The following is an 18,845-nucleotide window of genomic DNA, read 5'->3' on the forward strand; positions in this document are numbered from 1 at the left end:
GCGATTCAAAGTGCTCAAGCACTCTTAGTCGTTGGCATTTTGAACAAGTCTTGCTTCCCGGTCACGATCGCTTCGTCAATCGTGTAGACCTTGCCGTCTTCTTGTTCTGGTAGGTCGTACATGATGTCCAGCATCACATCTTCCATGATGCCTCGCAAACCACGAGCCCCGACGCCCTTGTCGACAGCTTTTTCAGCAATCGCATGCAAGGCTTCTTCGGTGAACTCAAGCTCGCAATTTTCCATCGCAAACAACGCTTGGTACTGCTTGACCAACGAGTTCTTCGGTTCGGTCAGGACTTGAATCAACCCTTCCAAGTCAAGTGGCTGCAGGTAGCTGATGACCGGCATCCGTCCGACGAGCTCAGGGATCAAACCGAACTTCAAAATGTCTTCGGTTTGAACTTGAGCGACCAATTCACCCGGGGTTTGTTCATTGCGAAGGTTGGCACCTTCGCCGAATCCGAGCGTGCGATGTCCCAGACGACGGCGAATGATCTCTTCGATTCCAACGAACGTTCCGCCACAGATGAACAGAATGTTGCTGGTGTCCAGCTGAATGTACTGCTGCTCGGGATGCTTGCGTCCGCCCTGAGGTGGAACGTTGGCAACGGTTCCTTCCAGCATTTTCAGCAAGCTTTGCTGAACGCCTTCGCCGGAAACGTCACGAGTGATCGAGACATTGCCGTTCGTGCTTCCGATCTTGTCGACTTCGTCGATGTACAGAATCCCACGCTGAGCGGCTTCGACGTCGAAGTCGGCTGCGTGCAGCAATTTCAGCAACAAGTTCTCGACGTCTTCGCCAACGTAACCCGCTTCGGTCAGCGTGGTCGCGTCACCGATTGCGAACGGCACGTTCAACATGCGAGCGAGTGAGCGAGCCAGCAACGTTTTCCCGCTCCCGGTTGGCCCGGCCAACAGGATGTTGCTCTTCTCGATCTCGACCTCTCCATTGCTGCCGTCGGCACCACTGCTGAGTCGTTTGTAGTGGTTGTGAACCGCCACCGCCAAAACACGTTTGGCTGAGCCTTGACCGATGACATAGTTGTCCAGGTGCTCGACGATCGACCGTGGTGACGGGATATCGCTGAACAGTGACTTGGACGGGCCACGTCGACGTTGCTCCTGGTCCAGAATGGATTGACACAGGTCAATGCACTCGGCACAGATGTAGACGTCGCCGGGGCCTTCGACGAGGGGACCGACGTCACGGTAACTCTTACGACAGAAGCTGCAAAACGCATTCTTCTTCGTCGCTGCGCTGCCGCGGCGAGAGTTCGAAGTTTCCTTGGTGGGCATACACGACTCCTTACTTTTATGAGTCCAACATTGCGGGCTCGTCCCTCGGCGTCGGCGGATGACGATCAATGAGGTTTTCGCGGGCAATCGAGCATCAACACCGAAGTCGGTGCTCACGCTTTATTGTACGCAATTCCTCGCATCCACCGAACATTGAAGGCGCGTTCTCGCAAAAGAACTCGACACATCGAACGGATCGGCCACGACTCGAATGCTTTTCAACACATTGCGACCCGGATTTGCATCCGAATCAACAACCCGCGCCGAAGGAACATCCTTGTCCTCGAAGCTCGAGCCACTCGTGGTTTGGTAATGGGTTTCATCGGTTGCCAATGATTGGTATGCCCATGAATTGGGAGGGCGAATCATCGACGGCTTTCTTGGGTGACAACAAGATCGGTAGTTTTCGACAACTCACCTTTTCTCCGGTGCCTTGATCGTTCAGGTTCTCGATTCATTCTCGCCCTCCTCGTCGGAACGAGGCGAAGGAAAAGAACCGAGACCGGAATCGGCCTGGGAGGCTGTGGGAACCGGAGGATCAGTCGTCGAAGCGGAAGTTGACCGCGTTGCTGCTTGTATAGTTCGGAATTCCTCCTCGTTGATGTCACCTTTGCGTCGCATTTCTTCCAGGTTTACGAACACTTCTGGGGTGTCTAGCTGGTCGTCAGTGTTGTAGTCGCGCAACCTTGCCAACACCCAAAATGCGAGTGCAATCAAGATGGCTAGAACCACTAGAGCAATGCCAGCCTGCACGGCCGGTTTTGCTATCACATCTGTCACAACCGAGACTTCGTTCATAGGAGCTGACTTGGAAGTTCGACACCGCCTCGAACTCGCAGAGGAGTCCTTGCCGGTGCTCTTTGATCATAGGAGTGTCCTGGTGGGCCGGTCCACTTGCAATTGTCACAAAAACCAGGGCTTTCAAGTTTCACAACTTCTTTTCACAGCGGCCAGTGGTTCACTCCGCCAAGGCGAGCTCAATCCACCGTTGGCACGCTCTCGCACGCCTGACGCCACCACCGACACTGCAACAGATGCTGCATTCCTAGACGCGGAATCCGCAATCCTTGTTCGCAGTGTCCCTCGACCCGAACCACCACGGGTCCGCCGAAGTCCATTTTCCCCAGGGTTTCGGTGACCCGGCGAAGTGTCAGTTCCCCCGTTCCGATCGGGGTGTCGTCGCGACCGACGGTCCCGGGCGGCAATTCGCGAGGCGGTTGCCCCGGCCAACGGTGATCGCAGAGATACACGAGCTTCAACCGCTCGGCGTTCCGCTGCAGCCGTGGCCCCAACGGCATCTCCCCCGCCGAAACCATTTCTCCTAAGTCCGCCGCCAGCCCCAAGTCCAAGCTCGCGGGCAACCACTGGCAGATCCGCTCAAATTCCGCGACGCTTGAAATCGCGTGCCCCATCGCCGGTCGGAGTGCTATCGAGACGCCCCGACGCCCCGCATACCGTGCCAGTGACTCGAGCCGATCGGCCAATCGCTCCAGATCCAACTCGCTCAACCCGGACGAAAACTCGTCCCGCGGCCAAACTCCCGCCCCCAAGGTCAACACCGTTCCCGGACGCCGCTCAGCCATCCGAATCCAGTGCTCGCACCAACCGACGGTTGCCTGGACCAAAGACTCGTCCGGATCCGCCAACGACGGCAGCGCCGCCTTTTCGCGGTCCAGCACAAACGAGGATTCCGTGTCGATCACCACCTGACAACGATGCAAACGTGCCTCGTCAAGAAAACGACCCCAGGAATCCTGCTCCGCTCCGCTCGCTGCAATCGAAGAAAACAGACCGCCGGCCAGCCCCTGTTCCCAGGCCAAAATCCCTCGCCGCGGCCGAACGGCAACGCAGCGGTATCCCATCGACGCCAACGACTCGATCACCGAGATCGGATCGTGCAACAGCAACCCACCCGCGTGGTAGCCCGGTGTCATCGACATGATGGTAACCTTGCGTCTGCAATCATCTCTCGCTTTCGGTGGCTGCCAATCGGATTCATCTGGAAGTGAACGAACAAAACTCGAAGAATGAGCAAGTGGCCCCCTTTCTCTCAGGAACCACTCCGCTCGGTCGCCCCGTCTCTGCTCCACTCGCTTTCCACTGTAGCTGAATCTCCATGTCAGATTCTCCCACCGCGTTCCCAAAAGATGGGCCGATTGATTCGCTCAGTCACCCCTCGTTCCTCGGTTTCATCGCAACCCAGTTCTTCGGTGCCTTCAACGACAACCTCTTCAAACAGTTGTTGCTGCTCCTGGCCATTCCCACGGCGGTCGTGGCGACCGTTGCCGATGGCAGCGTCAACGAGGGATCCGCCGCCATCGAAGTCGCAGGTGAGCTGACCGATGCTCCGGCGACCAAACCCGCTGGCGGAGGTGACTTGCAAGGGATCGCCACGGTGGTGTTCGGGCTGCCTTTTGTTGTCTTTGGCGGCTTGGCCGGGTACTTGGCGGATCGCTACAGCAAACGCACGATCATCGTGACCAGCAAGGTCGCCGAGATCGCAATCATGGGACTCGGTCTGCTCGCGTTCCTGGCCACGCCCATGATCGGATTCGCGGGACTTTGGATCGTGCTGTTCTTGATGGGACTGCAAAGCACGTTCTTTGGGCCCGGCAAATACGGCATCATGCCAGAGATGTTGTCAGGCAACCAACTCAACCGCGGCAACGGCTTGGTCCTGATGACCACGTTCATCGCGATCATCATCGGCACCGCTGTCGCTGGACCACTGAAGGATTCGATCGTTCCGGCGGGAGTCCCACAGATGGAAGCCGCTTCCGGTTTATGGATCGGTTCGCTCGTGTGTGTCGGCATCGCCATCGTGGGAACCATCACCAGCCTCTTGATCATCCGCCTGCCGGCCGCCGATCCGACCCTGAAACTCAAGGCCGAGTACTTGGCCGTCCCGCGACCGATGCGAACGCTGTTGAAAACCGACACACCCTTGTTGCTCGCTCTGTTGGCGTCGTGCGTGTTTTGGTTGATCGCGGGGCTGACGATCCAAGCCGTCAATTCCCTCGGCAAAACCCAGCTTGAGATTTCTGACACGAAAACCAGCTTGATGGTGTCATTGATCAGCGTCGGAATCGCCTTTGGCGGTGCCGCCGCGGGTGCCTTGAGCCGAAAGTTATCTGACAAAGTCGTCATTCAAATCGGCATGTGGGGCGTCGTTGCCTTCTGCGCCGTGCTCGCGATTTCACTGCCCGGCGGTCGACACTTGCTGGGCTTTGGCGGGTCGATCCCAGTCCTGATGCTGCTGGGGGCCTCCGCCGCGTTCTTCGCGATTCCAATTCAGGTGTTCCTGCAAGCCCGTCCGCCCGAGGAACTCAAAGGCCGCATGATCGCGGTCATGAACCAAGCCAACTTTTTCGCGATCGTGATGTCAGGCGTGCTGTACCAAATCCTCAACACGGTTTTGACCTCCGCTGATCTGCCGCGAAGCACCGTGTTCGGCGCGATGGCGGTGCTGTTCCTGCCCGTGGCAATCTTCTATCGCCCCTCGCTCGAACGAACCGTTTCACCGACGGCCGCTGCACCGACCACGCCCGCCAACTGAGTTGAAAGTCAGTATCACGGTTGGTCACGTTCACCGCGGAGCAGGGACGTTCACAAGTTTCACCCGACCAGCAACGCCATCGCGGCGAGTCGCTGCAGATTGGACGTCATCTTGGCAGTCACCAAAACCCGCAAGCTCTCTTCCCCAGTGACGACTTGGTCTCCTTCGACGAGACCGCCATTGGCCATCGAGTAAGCGACCATCCTCTCAACCAAACCCGCGTGATCCGTTTCTCCATCGCAGCAACGAATCAAGTGCGCCGTCGTGTCGTCCAACCGAATGGGTTGGTGACGAAGATTCGTGACTGTATCTCCTAGCAAAACTTGCTCTCGAGCCAGAGGCAAGGCTCGTGGGTGCGACGACACTTCTCGGCAAACTTCCGTGGGGGATGCACTGACGGACACCAATCCCACGCAAACGAGGTTGAACAGGTCCATCTGCAAGGTGGCCAACGAACGGGGCTCTTCGGTCTCTACCACCTCGCACAATTCCTGGTAACTCATCGAAGCGGGATACTCAGCGACCAAACACTCCATCGCTTGCCGTGTCGTGGGATCTTCCACCGTCCCGCTCAGCCCATTCGAACCGGTGATCTGATCACCCTGCAGACTCGATGAGGTCACAAAGTGCATCGACGCCATGTCGGCCGATTGCAGCTGCTCACTGACCGCAACGGATTCATGACACACCAACGTTTGCCGAAACGTGCGTCGTCGAAAGAAGTCCAGCGTTTGCCCGCGGCGAATCTTCGGCAGCGAAGCCAGTGCCGAGGCCACATCGGGACGGACCTGTTCGTAGGTGGAGTCCCCCCAATCCGCTTCGGCGATGACCTGCAAGCATTGGGCCCCCGCTTCCGCCGCAAACTCATGGAAGTAGCACGGCCGGTTGGTGTCTTCGAATTGCTCATGAGAGATGTACGCTTCGTTGGCTTGGTCGAGTGCTTTGAGTTCCTCCTCCAAAGCCACGCGGTACGCCGACCCTTGTGGGACATTCTGCGCGACGGAGCTCAACAGGGCTTTGCCATGCCTCAGTCGTTTGTGCGGGTCCTCGATCCCATCGGCGTGATAACGCATCATGTCACGAGCCATCTGGCGTTGGTGCCAACCCGGGTACGTGTTGTAACTGATCAGAGCGATTCCATTGGCCGACAATCGCATCTGACAAATCGCCAGGATCGATTGCCGGACCTCTTCCGGCACCCAGGAATAAACCCCATGAGCGATGATGTAATCAAATCGGTCCTGCTCGCTCTCCGGATGCGTCACCCAGTCCTCGATCTTGGCGTGATGCAACTGGATGTTGGTGAGCCCAAGTTTGCCGATCATCGCGTTGCCGGTCTTCACGTGGCCAGCGGCGAAGTCGACTCCTTCAAAGTGACTGCTGGGAAGCAACGTCGCCAGCGAAATCAAGTTGCCGCCGGGCCCACAGGCAAGTTCCAAGACGCGACACGATTCCGGCGGTGGTGCATTCACTCCATGCAGTCGAGCAATCGCGGCCATGTTGCCCGGATGCGTGGCCGGGTGAATGAAATCGGGATACGGGACTTCGTCGTAGTTGGTCATCAACGTTGCAATCGGAGAGAGTGACAGGGCGGTCTCTGAATCTTTCGCCCCTTGGACCAGCTTTCTTGATGATATGATCGGCGGCGAAGTTTATCACGGGCGACGTTGATCGCAGACCACGCTTTCTGATTCAGGGGCCACAGTTGAACGAGATCCTTCCAAGATTGGTGTGCGGTCTGGGCATCGTGGTGTTCGTGACACTGGCGTGGTCGATCAGCACCGATCGTCGGCGTTTTCCCTGGCGGATTGTGATCGGCGGCCTGCTGCTGCAATTCACGCTGGCCGTGTTGGTGTTGCAAACCCACCTGGGCCGCAAAACATTCAAACACGTCGGCGATGGCTTCCAAACACTGATGCGCACCGTCGATGCTGGTTCCGGTTTTCTGTTTGCCACCGGCCCCGACAATCCACTGGGCGATTCCTTGCTGGCAACCTTTGCGTTTGGAGTGTTGCCGACCGTGATTTTCTTTTCGTCTCTGATGAGCGTTCTGTATCACCTGGGTGTGATGCAACGAATCGTTTGGACGATGGCCTGGGTGATGAAGTTCTCTTTGAAAACGAGCGGCCCGGAAACGTTGGCTGCCGCGGCAAACGTTTTCGTCGGTCATACCGAGGCTCCCTTGGTCGTCCGCCCGTACCTAGCAAAGATGAGTCGCAGCGAACTGTGTGCGATGATGACCGGCGGATTCGCAACTGTGACGGGAGGCTTGCTGGGCGCCTACGCAAAAATGGGTGTGGACATCAGCCACCTTCTGACCGCATCGATCATCAGTGCTCCCGCAGCGCTCTTGATCGCGAAAGTCATGGTGCCGGACACGCCCAATGAACTGGATGCCAAGCGATCGGCTCGCAACCGAAACCTCGCTGACGACACGATGACACTGAAAATCGAACGGACTCACGTCAACGCGATCGCAGCCGCGGTCGAAGGTGCCAGCGATGGTTTGAAGCTGGCACTCAACGTGGGCGCAATGCTGATCGCGTTCCTGGCACTGATTGCCTTGATCGATTTGCTGCTCGGCGGCATCTGCACGACCTTCGGCTGGATCGACTCGAACAATGCTCCCCAAATCACGTTGGGCGTGATCCTGGGCTACGCCTGTTGGCCGCTAGCCTGGTTGCTGGGGATCCCGGCATCGGAATGCCGAGCGGCCGGGGAACTGATTGGACTGAAGACTGTCGCCAACGAATTCATCGCCTATCAACAACTGGGGCAACTGGTTCAGTCCGACGAACCGCCCATCAGCGAGCGGACCGCCACCGTGCTGACCTACGCGTTGGCCGGTTTCAGCAATTTCGCAGCGATTGGAATCCAAGTCGGTGGGATCGGCGGATTGGTCCCGGAACGAAAATCGGACCTGGCTTCCCTGGGTCTCCGAGCGATGTTCGGTGGGCTGCTGGCCTGCTGCATGACCGGTGCCATCGCCGGCATGATGCTCTGAACAATCGACGGTTCAGACCGGACGACGCTGAAACGGACGGTGAGTTATACTGAGGGTTCCTACCTTTCGCCCCTCCCGCACGCCGAGTGAACACCTTGAACGTCCGTCGTTTGCATCTCGTCCCTGCCCTGATCCTGCTGTTCAGCGCCGCTGCGATCGCTCCCCCGACCAGCCTGGCAGAAACTCAAAAACTCGTCTTGGTCGCCGGCAAACCCTCCCACCCACCTCGAATGCACGAATTCAATGCGGGTGTGCAACTGCTAGCTGATTCCCTGAAAGACGTCGAGGACCTGGACGTGGAAGTGGTCCTGAATGGATGGCCCCAAGACGAAACCATCTTTGAAAACGCCGATGCCGTTGTCTTTTACATGGACGGTGGCGGACGCCATGAAATCGTCCAAGAAGAAGGCCGTCGACTCAAGATGATCGACGAGTGGGTCAAAAACGGCGTGGGACTCGGTTTCATGCACTACGGCGTGGAAGTCGTGACCGATCAAGCCGGCCAGGAAATGACTCGCTGGATCGGCGGTCACTACGAAAATCAGTTCTCATGCAACCCAATCTGGGAACCCACCTTCGCGGTCTTCCCCGATCACCCTGTCACCAACGGCGTTCAACCGTTCCAAGCCAACGACGAGTGGTACTTCAACATGCGATTCTTGTCCGGGATGGCTGGCAACGAGGCGAAGGAAATCGATGGCCTGCAATTCCAGCCGATCTTGTTGGCCAAACCATCCGACGATGTTCGCGATGGCCCCTACGTTTACCCCCAAGGTCCCTACGCTCACATCCAAGCATCAGGCGGTCGCGCAGAGGCCATGATGTGGGTGGTCGAACGTTCCGATGGTGGTCGAGGATTTGGATTCACCGGCGGTCACTTCCATGACAACTGGGGCATCGACGACTATCGCAAGGTCGTGCTCAACGCGTTGGTCTGGACCGCCAAAGGGCAAATTCCCGAGGACGGCATCCAATCCACCGTGAACGAAGAACAGTTGGATCAGAACTTGGATCCCAAGAAACCTCGCAAAAAGAAGTAAGCAGGCAGCCCAGGAATGATTGGGTTTCATCTCCTCGCCGCTTGGGCGCTCGCCCCGCTTCGAAGTCGTGCAGTTTTCGAGTGCTGCGTTTTGGCGGGCTTCTGCATTTGAGAATCTCTCCTGAAACGAAGTTTGAGGAGAGCGACGCCGTTCAGGCGTACGCGAGGGTGAGGGCCGGGCATGGGGAGCGGTGCGCACTCCCCTCCCCCGGAAATATCGCTGAACGCTCGCTTTCCGACCCCTCCCAACTTCGTCGGGCAGGGTTCTTAAGGCGTTCCTGACACGGCACTAAAAAATGGCACGACCGCTTCACGGGGAGCGGGGAGGCTTGTTGTTTTGCCGGAGCAGCCCTCAAGCTATTCCGGCTTTCTTCGTGCCTGGATGACTTCCTGCTGTTACGTCAGAACATCCCAGCGGCCACTCAGAACAAAACCGGTTTGCCGCTTTCGCGACGAACGGGAACGATCTGACCGGCGTGCATCATCGGGTGCATCCCGATCAGGATCATCATGTCACCCACGGTCGGGCAAAACGCTCGCATCTGTTCCGGTGCCGGGTCATCGAGCTTGGACTCGTCCATCGCTTCGAGAGCCGCCAAGGTGTTGGCTCGAACCTTGGTCATCAGCTCCAAGTACTCAGCGAGCGTGTTGAACTGAGACGCGTCTTCGCAGCTCGCGTTGTCTTTCCCGTGGACTTCTTCAAAGCCTTCCGGCAGTTCGGTTGTGTAGTCCGGGAACATGCCGCCGAGCATGTTGACTTCCGCCACGACCAAGTGCCCGACTTGCCAAGCCAAGTGATTGCACCCCGGCCCCGGCCGACGCATCAGATCGGCGTCCTCCAGGTCGCCAAGGTAACCACGAAAGACCATGTCGCTCAAGTTCATCGTCGACCGAATCGCATCTTTGACCTGCACCGCAATCTCCTGCACATGAAAGGGAGTGGGCTCTCCGAACTGGACGAAGCTGAATTCAATCCGAGGAAGATCCAGCGAGCCTGCGAGGTGAGTCTAACGCATCAAGCGTGTCTCGATACCGCGGCTCAAGCCAAGCAACTCGCCCCGAACTCAACGAAGAACGAATCCACCGAAGCGGGTGCGAGAATGCTTGATGAAGTTCCCATGTACTCTTCATGATGCATGTCATCGTGCACCGTCTCGTCGTCATGCGAGTGATCGTGATCAGACAACCGAACGGACACCACGGCCGGCACAAATCCATTCAGTTCCAAGCCACCAGTAGTCTGCGAGTCAGCCTGACTGGCATTCGCTTCGCCTGAGCTCGCGTCCCCTGCTGCGAACGCGACCTCTGATGAAATCGCCAAATCAGACTCCGCATTCGCGGTGGACGAACTCGACAGGGAGTTGATGACTCGAAGTGCGTCGAGTGACGTCACCTTCCCGTCACCGGTGACGTCGTAGTAATTCCCCTGCTCCAACACTTCGTCACCGACGTTGATTTCGGATACCCCGGCCGCATTCAAAGCATTGATCACCCGCAACGCGTCCAATGCCGAGACTTCGCCATCGCCCGTCACATCCGCTGGTTGCAAAAGATTGGTGGGGCTGTCGTTGCTGATGCTCGGAAAGCCAGCGGTCGAAGCGATTTGATACTGCTCCGCGGCCGACCGCGATTCGAAGCGCAACACGTAATTCTGATTGGCAGACAGCGTCACCGACAAATCGCCGCTGCCGCTGTACTCCCCAATTGGCTGCAAGTTTTCATCGAGCACAAAGAACGCTTCCGATGATGCCGTCGATCCAACCTTGGTCACTCGCAGCGTCGTGTTCGCGGACGCGCGAAACAGGTAGGCAACCGGTTGGTTGTTTCCAGGCACCGAGATCGGCGTGCTACTGAAATCAGCCGAGTTCAATTGTGTTTGGGCGACCGGTGATCCATCGTCGTCGAGGATTGTGATCAACGCTTCAATGTCGGCGCCCAGTTTGGCGACACTCGAATCAGCCAACCGAATCGTCAACGCTTCCACGCCTTCGTTGGTGGTGTTGTCGACCACGTTCACGGTCATCGTCGCAGTGCGTTGGCCCGCTGCAAAGTTGAACGCCGCCGGACTGGCCGTGTAGTCCGAACTCGCCAATGCCGTTCCCGAGATCACCACCGGCACCGAAATGCTCTGGGATGGTGCGGCGGACAGCGTCGCAACGATCGCCACCGTGCCTGCCGATTCCGGAACGGTTTGCTCCGTTGTTGTGACCTGAACGGTTGGCCTGGTGTCAGGTGTGAGTTCCCAACCGATGTCATCCAAGATCGCGTAGTCGAGATCACTCAGCATGCCGTCGAAATGATTGGTCATCGTCGTCGGCACCACGTCGCGAACGGAACTGGCCAAGTGGCTGCTGCCATTCATTGGAATATTCGCGGAACCCGGGTAAATCGCATTCGCCTTGGGGCCCGCAAATTGGCCGCCGGAAACATAGCGATTGAAAGAAGGTGCCGTTCCAAAACCCAACACGTGAGCGAACTCATGCGCCACCACCGCACGGAAGTCCGATTGACCGGATTCGCCAGTATCAACGGCTCCGAAATTCCAATCCACTTCGCTCCGCGTGTCGATCGTGATCGCACCCACCACCGGTGCGAAGTCACTGGGCGTCGTTGCCGCCGCACCGGTCTCGCCTCGAGTGGTCAGGTTGCTGATGAACGCGTTGGCCTGATTGACGCAGGCTTGGTCGGGACAGTTGTAACCAACCCCAAAGGAGTTGTAGCCGCCCAAGCCGCGAGTCAGCCCGGTCAGGTTGTTCCCGCGAACGTAGACGACAATTTCATTGGCCGCCGCTCGAAACGATTGCGGCAAAGAGGTCAGTGCCCCCGTCCGCGGATCGAGAACCGCCGGTTGCCACTGAATCTGAGATCGACTCGGTGGATTGACCGCGGCCAACGTGTCGTTGAATCGATCGACCACTTGGTTCACAACTTCCTGCATCACCGCTTTGGCTTGCGGGTACCGAGTCGTGAAAAAGTTGCTGCTGTCCAACGAGAAATCCAGTCGGACTTGGAGGACACTTTCGCCTTCCGCTTCGCGGCCTGAAATCTCTCGGGTGGAATCTCCCTCCCCTGCTATCGGATCGAGCTCCACCGATACTTCGCCCCAAGCATCGGGGTGCTGCGGACCGATCATGGAATCGGCGGCCAACAGGCGTCGATGTTCCAGGTTTTCAACGCGAAGGCGTCGGGAAGAGTTCTGCATGCATCCAGCTCGATTAGAAAAGCAGCGTGTCGGTCCTGTCTTGGTCCGCCACGCAGGAGCATTCTACGAGCCGGCAAACTCGAAGCGAGACGCGCAAAACGAATTGAGTGGAATCACGGACGCAGATCCCAGTCCTTCATCTCGCCTAGCAGATCCTCCCGCGTCAAGTTGAAACACAGGGGGGTCAGCGTCACATACCCCTCGCGAAGCTGGGTCACGTCGGTCATTTCCGCAGGCGGTTTGTTGGGCTGCGTCCACAATGCCCAATAATAGTCGCGTCCACCGGGATCCTGACGTTTTTCGTAACGACGTCCATATTGAGCCAATCCCATCGGCACCACCTTCACTTCGCTGGCCGATTCCGTCGCCGCCGTGGGCACATTCAAATTGAACAGCCCGCCTTGAGATTCTTTGTGCCGAACGATTTCGCCGATAACATTGCGAGCAATCACCGCCGCGGCGTCGAAGTCGTTGTCGTCGGAGTTCTCCAGCGACACGGCGACACTGGTCACGCCAAAGAACGCACCTTCAATCGCAGCCGCAACGGTGCCGGAGTACAAAACGTTGATGCCCGCGTTCAACCCGTTGTTGATGCCGCTGACCACCAAATCGATGGGCTCTTCAGCAAACAATTCGGCAAGCGAAAGCTTCACACAATCGGCTGGTGAACCTTCCACCGCCCACGCCCAATGGACGCCATCGCGGTGAATGGATTTTGGAACCAACGGTGTCAGATAAGTGATTGAATGGCCGACACCGCTTTGTTCGGTTGCCGGAGCCACCGTGATGACTTCGCCCAAGTGACGCAGTTGTTGGCGAAGCGCCGCCAAACCTGGGGCATGAACGCCATCATCATTCGTTAACAGAATTCGCATGAGAAGTATTGTCCATCGATGTGCGTGGCTCGAACCAATCCAGAGACTCGGGGCAGCAAAAAGAGGAAGGCATCACCGTAGCGAAAGTCGTCAAGACTTTCGGGATGACGCCAAGCAAGTCGAAACTCTTGACGAGTTTCGCTACCCGATCAATTCGCTGTCACAGAGCACTAGGTTATGAACTGCACGACAGCATCGAACAACCCGGACGGTGTCGCGCCCACTCGGGTCGCTTCTCGGCGAAGCGTTCTTTCCCCGGTTGATCGTCGTACGGACGGCGGAGCACTTCCAACAACTCCGTCACCAACGAATCATCGCCCTTGTCACAGGCATCAATCGCCAACTGAGCCAAGTAGTTTCGCAAAACGTACTTCGGGTTCACCGCGTTCATGCGTTGCCGCCGCTGCGAGTCGTCCGCCGGAAAACCGCCGTCCGACAAGACTCGCTTTTGATAGGATCGAATCCAATCCATCATCGCCTGTTGATACTCATCGGTGATCTCGTCGGCAACGTAGTGAGCCTCCGAAAGATGACGGAGCACGGCAGCAAGCTCCAGTGCCCTTGGTGCCTCGGGCGTTCCCAATTCAATGTCCGCTAACCGACGATAGAAAATGGTCATGTCCGTTTCGGCCAATTGCAACAACGTCAGCAACGAGTCCACCAACTCGTCATCGGTCTCACTCTCGTACTTCGACAGCCCCAACTTGCCGGCCATCATTGAGTGCCAACTTCGCTGGAACTCTTCGACATAAACGGCGATCCCACGCTGCAGCGGTTCCGCTTCCTTGACCAACGGGACCAAGGCGTTGGCCAGAGCGACCAAGTTCCACTGGGCGATCTGAGGCTGATGCGCGTACCGATACCTTCGCCCTTGCGCGTCGGTGGTGTTCGGCGTCCAATCAGGATCGTAGTCCTCCAGCCAACCGTACGGGCCGTAGTCAATCGTCAGCCCAAGAATCGACATGTTGTCGGTGTTCATGACACCGTGGACAAAGCCGACTCGCATCCAGTGCACCACCATCTCAGCAGTCGTCCGGCAAACTTCCTCGAACATCGCCGCGATCACGTCGGGGCCAATCTCGGCATCTGGCTCGGACTTGGACAGCAAGTGAGGGAACTCCGAACGAATCGTGTGTTCCACCAACACTCGCAGTGTCTCGGTGTCTTCCCGCGAGGCGAATATTTCGAAGTTGCCAAACCGAATGAACGAGGGTGCGACTCGGCACACAACCGCGCCCAGTTCATGTTCCGGATGCCCGTCGTAGAACATGTCACGAAGCACCTTCTCGCCCGTCAGCACCAAACTCAGCGCCCGAGTGGTTGGCACTCCCAAGTGATGCATCGCTTCGCTGCAAAGAAATTCGCGAACACTCGATCGCAAGACCGCCAAACCGTCCGCGGTCCGAGAATACGGCGTCAGCCCGGCCCCTTTGAGTTGCAGCGTCCAGTGCTTCTCGTCTGCGGTGACAACCTCGCCGAGATTGATCGCGCGGCCGTCGCCCAGTTGTCCGGCCCAGTTTCCGAACTGGTGCCCGCCGTAGCACATCGCAAAGGGATCCATGCCCTCGGCGAGCGCGTTGCCCGCCAACACTTCAGTCAGCTCGGCCGATCCCAACCACTTGGGATCCAAGCCGATCAGGTCCGCGACCTCTTTTGAACCCGCCACCCACTTCGGAGCCGAAACCGGCGTCGGCTTCAGACGCGAAAACCCCGCCTGATGGACTTGGCGAGTGAAATTTCGCGGCTCTGAATCCGCGGGCAAATCTCGCGTGAATCGATTGTCAAACGTCAGATCAAATGTCACGCGAACAACTCATGGAAGTTCTCGCCGTAGCGAAAGTCGTCAAGACTTTCGGGGTCTCGTCGAGCAAGTCGAAACTCTTGACGAGTTTCGCTACCCGAACAACTCGCTGTCACAGACAACGAGCGAGATCCGGCTGAGGGAGTGATGCAGAAAAACTTACTCAGACGTGCTTACACGAGTCCGGTCAGCGATCCGTCCCCGCAGAAGTCGGGGTTCCCGAAGCTCTTCTGGGCGAAGCCCATTTGCTCGGCAATCGTCATCAGGAATCGGTTGTGGGACACCTTGCCGTAATCCTTGGCGTGTCCCGTTCGCAGTCCCAAACCGCCGCCAACACACACAAACGGAATGTCGTTCCGGGTGTGCGAGTTGCCTTTGCCAAGCTCGTTGGTCCAGATGATCGTGGTGTTGTCCAGCATCGATCCACTGCCACCGGGCTCGGGCGTGTCCTGCAAACGTTTGGCCAAGTGAGCGATTTGCTCGCAGTACCACGTGTTGATCCGAATCAGTTTCTCGTACGCGTCCTCGTTCGAATCGGGCTCGTGTGACAACCCGTGGTGCCCTTCATCAATGTCCAACCAACGCATCCGCGGCTGGCCGACACTGTTGGTGATTTGGAACGTTGCGACGCGAGCGAAGTCGGCCGCCATCGAGCTGACCAACAACTCCATTTGCATTCGAGTGATCTCGGGCATGTTGTCGTTCTGGACTTCGACGTTGGGCGTCAACTCTGGAACCGCATGCCCCACCGTTTTGGTGCTCGCTTCCAATTCGATCTTCAGGTCCTTCTCGACCTTGCGAACCAATTCCACGTGCTGCTGCAACAGGTGCCGATCTTCCATGCTGACCATCGATTCAATCTTCTTGAAATCGTCGGTCAAATCATCCAAAACACTTGCCAGCAACTCACGGTTCTTGGCTTGCCCGTACAACTTGTCGAACATCTTGTACGGGTCGTCGATCGGAGCGACCGGCTGGTTGGCTCCCGCGTAAGACATGCGAGTCCAAGTGTCAGCGCGATCGGGAACCATCACACCGAATTCCAACGAACCAAAACGAGTTCGCGTCGATGGATCGGCTTGCAGTTGGTTCTTGAGGAATTGATCGATGCTGATCCCCATCGACCAACCCGCGGGCGTGTCGCTGCCGCCTTGGATGTCACCGGGGAACAACTCGATCCCGGTCAACAAACATCCCATCCCGCGCATGTGACCGTCACCGTCGCCTTGGATTTGGTTGCACAAACCCTTGATCGTCAGCGTTTGATCCGCGAACGGTTCCAGAGGCTTCAGAATGCGTTTGAATTCCAACTTCTCTTCGTCACCCTTCGGCCAGAAGTGATCTGGGATCACGCCGTTGGGGCTGAAGACGATGATCAACCGTTGACGTGGCGTCGCGTCAGCCGCCAAAGCCAAGCTGGGCAAGTTCATCGTGAAGTTCAACGCCGCGGCACTGATGCCAGTGCGTTGCAAGAACCGACGACGCGAAAGACGTTTCGATGGTTTGCGTGGTGCAGTGGGTTCCATATTCATTTCAAGCTCCCGCCGTTTGGTTGTTCTTGGGTTGTTTCTTCTTCTGCCCTGAATCGGGCAACGCATCACTCGCCGCGATCACGGCAATTTCGACCAACAGCTTTCGAACGTTGTAGTCCGATTGCCGAAAGGACTCGGTCAATTGATCCAAGCGATCGGCACCGTACGACGCCACCGGTTGCTTGACGAAGTACTGGAACATCCGAGTCACAAAGGCTCGATGTGTGTCCGGATTCGCGACGGCCACTTCGGCCAATCCACGAGCCCCTTCGAATTCGATTCGTTTGTCATCGCGAGTCAGGTAACTGCCCGCCGCATTGACGTTTTTGTTCATATCCTTTTCGCGAAACCTGCCCACCGCATCGAATTGCTCAAGAGCAAACCCGAGCGGGTTGATTCGTGAATGGCAAATCTGGCAACTCTCAGGACTCGTTTGCAACGCCACGCGTTCACGGGTCGTCAAATCAGGATGCAAATCAGGGCTGAGTGGCGAGAACGCTTCATTGGGTGGTCGCAGGGTTCGTCCCATCACATGCCGAATCAAAAACACGCCCCGGTGAATTGGCGACGTCGCCGCGTGGTAGGACAGACGAGCCATCACCAACGGATGCGTCAACACACCCACATGAATGTTCGGATCGCGAACAGATCGGGTCCATTTGTCAGATCCGTCTTTCTGATCCACGTTTTCTTCGTTTGACTCAGCTGGTTTCCAGGCGTCCCCGTAAAAGTCCGTCAAACGCGGGTTCGTGAAAGCCCAATCGGCCGCCAACAACTGACGGAAATCACTGGTTTCACTCCACACCGTTTCATCCAAGAAGCGATCCAACGAGGTCCGCAGATCCGCGATCAACTCTTCGCTGAAACCGGGGTACTTCTCGTCATCCTTGCGAAGATCGTCTTCGGGACCCAGCTCCATCCAGTGATAGAGCATTTGCTTCAGCTTCACGCGAGTCCGAGCGTCATCGAGCATCCGCTCCGCTGCCTGCCGAATCGCACCTTCGTCCTGCAAGTGATCCTTGTCGATTCGGACCTGCAACCAACCGTCTGCCGGGAGCGAGTCGTGCAAAACCAGTGCCAATCGATTGGCCACTTGTTGCGAAACCGTTCGATCCGCATCGAGGCTCGGGTACAGGAAGCGAGGTGACTTCAGTGTCATCAACACAACGGACTTGATGATGTCGGTTTCGTCTTCGAACGCTTCGATGGCAGGCACCACGATGCGTTCGGGCTGGACCTCTTCCGCATTTCCGCGGTGAGCAACGGTGACGAAGTTCATCAGGAAGCTTTTTAGTTTTTCTTGCCGGGAGCCTTTGTCCTTGCGGTGTTTCTGGAGATAGTCGGTCCACAACGGGTCTCGCATCGCACCTGCGAACTCGATCGCACCCTCGGTGACGGCGGAATCCCACGCCGCATCGACCGAGATCCCTCGCTCAAACCCATAGCTGCTGTCATCGGGCGGCATCGTGGTCGACATCTGAAACGCAGGCGGATTCCAACCCGGCACAAGCGCGGAGGCCGGAATGATCGTCTCCACCCCGCCGGGCGGGACCCAAGACAACGAAATGCTGGCTGGTGGTGTCTCGCCTTTTCGTTTGCGTTGATTGAAATCGATCTTCAATGGATAGATGCGACCACCCGTCAACATCAGCGGGCGACGAAACTCATCGCGACCTTCCGACTGAACATGGTTGTCAATCAATTGTTTGGAATCGTGACCAAAGTCCATCGTGAAGGAAGTCTTGCTGCGGACAACGATCTCATAGCGACCGGTTTGCTCGACACGCAATCCACCATCCCAGTGAGCATGAAACTCGTCCCATGCCACACCATCGCCAGGGCCTTCCTTGCCAAATTCGAAATCGACGACCGGGTCCGTGCGTTCAATCTTTCGGTCTTCTTTCTTCCAACCCTTGCCCGCGTAAATCGCGACCGACAGCCCGCGTTCCGACTGGTGTCTTTTCCAAGTCGTTTCTTGCAAACCCGCGAATTGGGCGTACAAATCCGACAGGCTTTGACGGAACTGAGTCCCGGTCAAACGCTGCAACGATTGACGTGGCGGACGATTTCGAATCTGGGCTGCTTCGCTGTAGAACGCATGATGGATGTAAGCCGCCACGGCGGCAGCGTCATCGCCAACACAAAGGTCGGGATCTTCTTCCGGCATCGTGTCGACAATGATTGCGGTCAACTCACCGATCGAACCATCGCCCATCAACGGGTCCGGGTAGTAATCCTCTGTCCCGACGCCTTGTTCGCCGTGACACTGCAAACACTGTTCGGCATAGATCTTTTGCCCCGCAGACAAAATCGGATTGTCCGCGATCGCTGAATCGAACGAGGTGCTCTCAGCGGCCGAAATCGGCAACGCCATGAAAGCAACGATTGCGAACGAGGCAGCCACACCCATCCAACGTCTTCTCCCCAGTCCAGCCAAGGTGCCAGTGCAAGAGAAGCCAGAGCAGGAGAAGTCGGAGGCGCGTACCAATTTTGGAATGCGTCGCATGATTTCAGTGGGTAGGGAAAGGACGGGAACCC

13 protein-coding genes are annotated in these 18,845 nt (G+C 57.3%); 3 read left to right on the plus strand and 10 right to left on the minus strand.

Annotation, left to right across the window (positions count from 1 at the left end; all coding sequences use genetic code 11):
• Window positions 1-14 precede the first annotated feature (14 nt).
• The 3 genes from clpX to UH5x_RS16625 form a co-directional block, all read right to left on the minus strand.
• On the minus strand, window positions 15-1,298 hold the full coding sequence (gene clpX / locus UH5x_RS16615) for an ATP-dependent Clp protease ATP-binding subunit ClpX (RefSeq protein ID WP_047814686.1): 1,284 nt from the start codon (window positions 1,296-1,298) through the stop codon (window positions 15-17).
• Between the two features lie 441 nt (window positions 1,299-1,739).
• Window positions 1,740-2,096 carry a hypothetical protein gene (locus UH5x_RS16620; RefSeq protein WP_047814688.1) on the minus strand — a complete coding sequence of 119 codons (357 nt, stop codon included), beginning with the start codon at window positions 2,094-2,096 and terminating at the stop codon, window positions 1,740-1,742.
• Between the two features lie 179 nt (window positions 2,097-2,275).
• Window positions 2,276-3,238: a sugar phosphate isomerase/epimerase family protein gene (locus UH5x_RS16625; protein WP_047814689.1), complete on the minus strand. Its 963-nt coding sequence runs from the start codon at window positions 3,236-3,238 to the stop codon at window positions 2,276-2,278.
• 176 nt (window positions 3,239-3,414) lie between these two features.
• On the opposite strand from UH5x_RS16625, the gene UH5x_RS16630 reads away from it, so the two are divergent.
• Window positions 3,415-4,854: an MFS transporter gene (locus UH5x_RS16630; RefSeq protein ID WP_482633068.1), complete on the plus strand. Its 1,440-nt coding sequence runs from the start codon at window positions 3,415-3,417 to the stop codon at window positions 4,852-4,854.
• A 59-nt stretch (window positions 4,855-4,913) separates the two neighbouring features.
• On the opposite strand, the gene UH5x_RS16635 is transcribed toward UH5x_RS16630, so the two are convergent.
• Window positions 4,914-6,416 (minus strand): methyltransferase regulatory domain-containing protein, encoded by a 1,503-nt coding sequence (locus tag UH5x_RS16635; RefSeq protein WP_482633069.1) that lies wholly within the window; start codon window positions 6,414-6,416, stop codon window positions 4,914-4,916.
• Between the two features lie 143 nt (window positions 6,417-6,559).
• On the opposite strand from UH5x_RS16635, the gene UH5x_RS16640 reads away from it, so the two are divergent.
• Entirely contained in the window at window positions 6,560-7,858 is a 1,299-nt protein-coding gene (locus tag UH5x_RS16640; RefSeq protein ID WP_236696257.1) for a NupC/NupG family nucleoside CNT transporter, read from the plus strand.
• Window positions 7,859-7,944: 86 nt separating this feature from the next.
• Complete coding sequence (locus UH5x_RS16645; RefSeq protein ID WP_047814692.1) at window positions 7,945-8,898, plus strand: ThuA domain-containing protein; 954 nt, start codon at window positions 7,945-7,947, stop codon at window positions 8,896-8,898.
• 421 nt (window positions 8,899-9,319) lie between these two features.
• On the opposite strand, the gene UH5x_RS16650 is transcribed toward UH5x_RS16645, so the two are convergent.
• The 6 genes from UH5x_RS16650 to UH5x_RS16675 all read right to left on the minus strand — a co-directional run bounded on the left by UH5x_RS16650 (window position 9,320) and on the right by UH5x_RS16675 (window position 18,813).
• Window positions 9,320-9,811, minus strand: coding sequence for a DinB family protein (locus UH5x_RS16650; RefSeq protein WP_482633070.1), 492 nt, complete (start codon window positions 9,809-9,811; stop codon window positions 9,320-9,322).
• A gap of 125 nt (window positions 9,812-9,936) precedes the next feature.
• On the minus strand, window positions 9,937-12,099 hold the full coding sequence (locus tag UH5x_RS16655) for a dockerin type I domain-containing protein (protein ID WP_482633071.1): 2,163 nt from the start codon (window positions 12,097-12,099) through the stop codon (window positions 9,937-9,939).
• A 113-nt stretch (window positions 12,100-12,212) separates the two neighbouring features.
• The gene (gene surE, locus UH5x_RS16660; RefSeq protein ID WP_047814694.1) at window positions 12,213-12,974 is read right to left on the minus strand and encodes a 5'/3'-nucleotidase SurE; all 762 of its coding nucleotides are present in this window, start codon (window positions 12,972-12,974) and stop codon (window positions 12,213-12,215) included.
• 175 nt (window positions 12,975-13,149) lie between these two features.
• Window positions 13,150-14,778, minus strand: a complete 1,629-nt coding sequence (locus UH5x_RS16665; protein ID WP_482633072.1) for a protein adenylyltransferase SelO — start codon at window positions 14,776-14,778, stop codon at window positions 13,150-13,152.
• 170 nt (window positions 14,779-14,948) lie between these two features.
• Window positions 14,949-16,301, minus strand: coding sequence for a DUF1552 domain-containing protein (locus UH5x_RS16670; RefSeq protein ID WP_482636009.1), 1,353 nt, complete (start codon window positions 16,299-16,301; stop codon window positions 14,949-14,951).
• A 7-nt stretch (window positions 16,302-16,308) separates the two neighbouring features.
• Complete coding sequence (locus UH5x_RS16675; RefSeq protein ID WP_482633073.1) at window positions 16,309-18,813, minus strand: PA14 domain-containing protein; 2,505 nt, start codon at window positions 18,811-18,813, stop codon at window positions 16,309-16,311.
• Window positions 18,814-18,845 lie beyond the last annotated feature (32 nt).

The organism is Rhodopirellula sp. UH5 (assembly GCF_056839225.1).

Coding starts and splice junctions, on each gene's coding strand:
- clpX (WP_047814686.1), bottom strand. CDS start 1,298: ATGCCCACCAAGGAAACTTCGAACTCTCGCCGCGGCAGCGCAGCGACG.
- UH5x_RS16620 (WP_047814688.1), bottom strand. CDS start 2,096: ATGAACGAAGTCTCGGTTGTGACAGATGTGATAGCAAAACCGGCCGTG.
- UH5x_RS16625 (WP_047814689.1), bottom strand. CDS start 3,238: ATGTCGATGACACCGGGCTACCACGCGGGTGGGTTGCTGTTGCACGAT.
- UH5x_RS16630 (WP_482633068.1), top strand. CDS start 3,415: ATGTCAGATTCTCCCACCGCGTTCCCAAAAGATGGGCCGATTGATTCG.
- UH5x_RS16635 (WP_482633069.1), bottom strand. CDS start 6,416: ATGACCAACTACGACGAAGTCCCGTATCCCGATTTCATTCACCCGGCC.
- UH5x_RS16655 (WP_482633071.1), bottom strand. CDS start 12,099: ATGCAGAACTCTTCCCGACGCCTTCGCGTTGAAAACCTGGAACATCGA.
- surE (WP_047814694.1), bottom strand. CDS start 12,974: ATGCGAATTCTGTTAACGAATGATGATGGCGTTCATGCCCCAGGTTTG.
- UH5x_RS16670 (WP_482636009.1), bottom strand. CDS start 16,301: ATGGAACCCACTGCACCACGCAAACCATCGAAACGTCTTTCGCGTCGT.
- UH5x_RS16675 (WP_482633073.1), bottom strand. CDS start 18,813: ATGCGACGCATTCCAAAATTGGTACGCGCCTCCGACTTCTCCTGCTCT.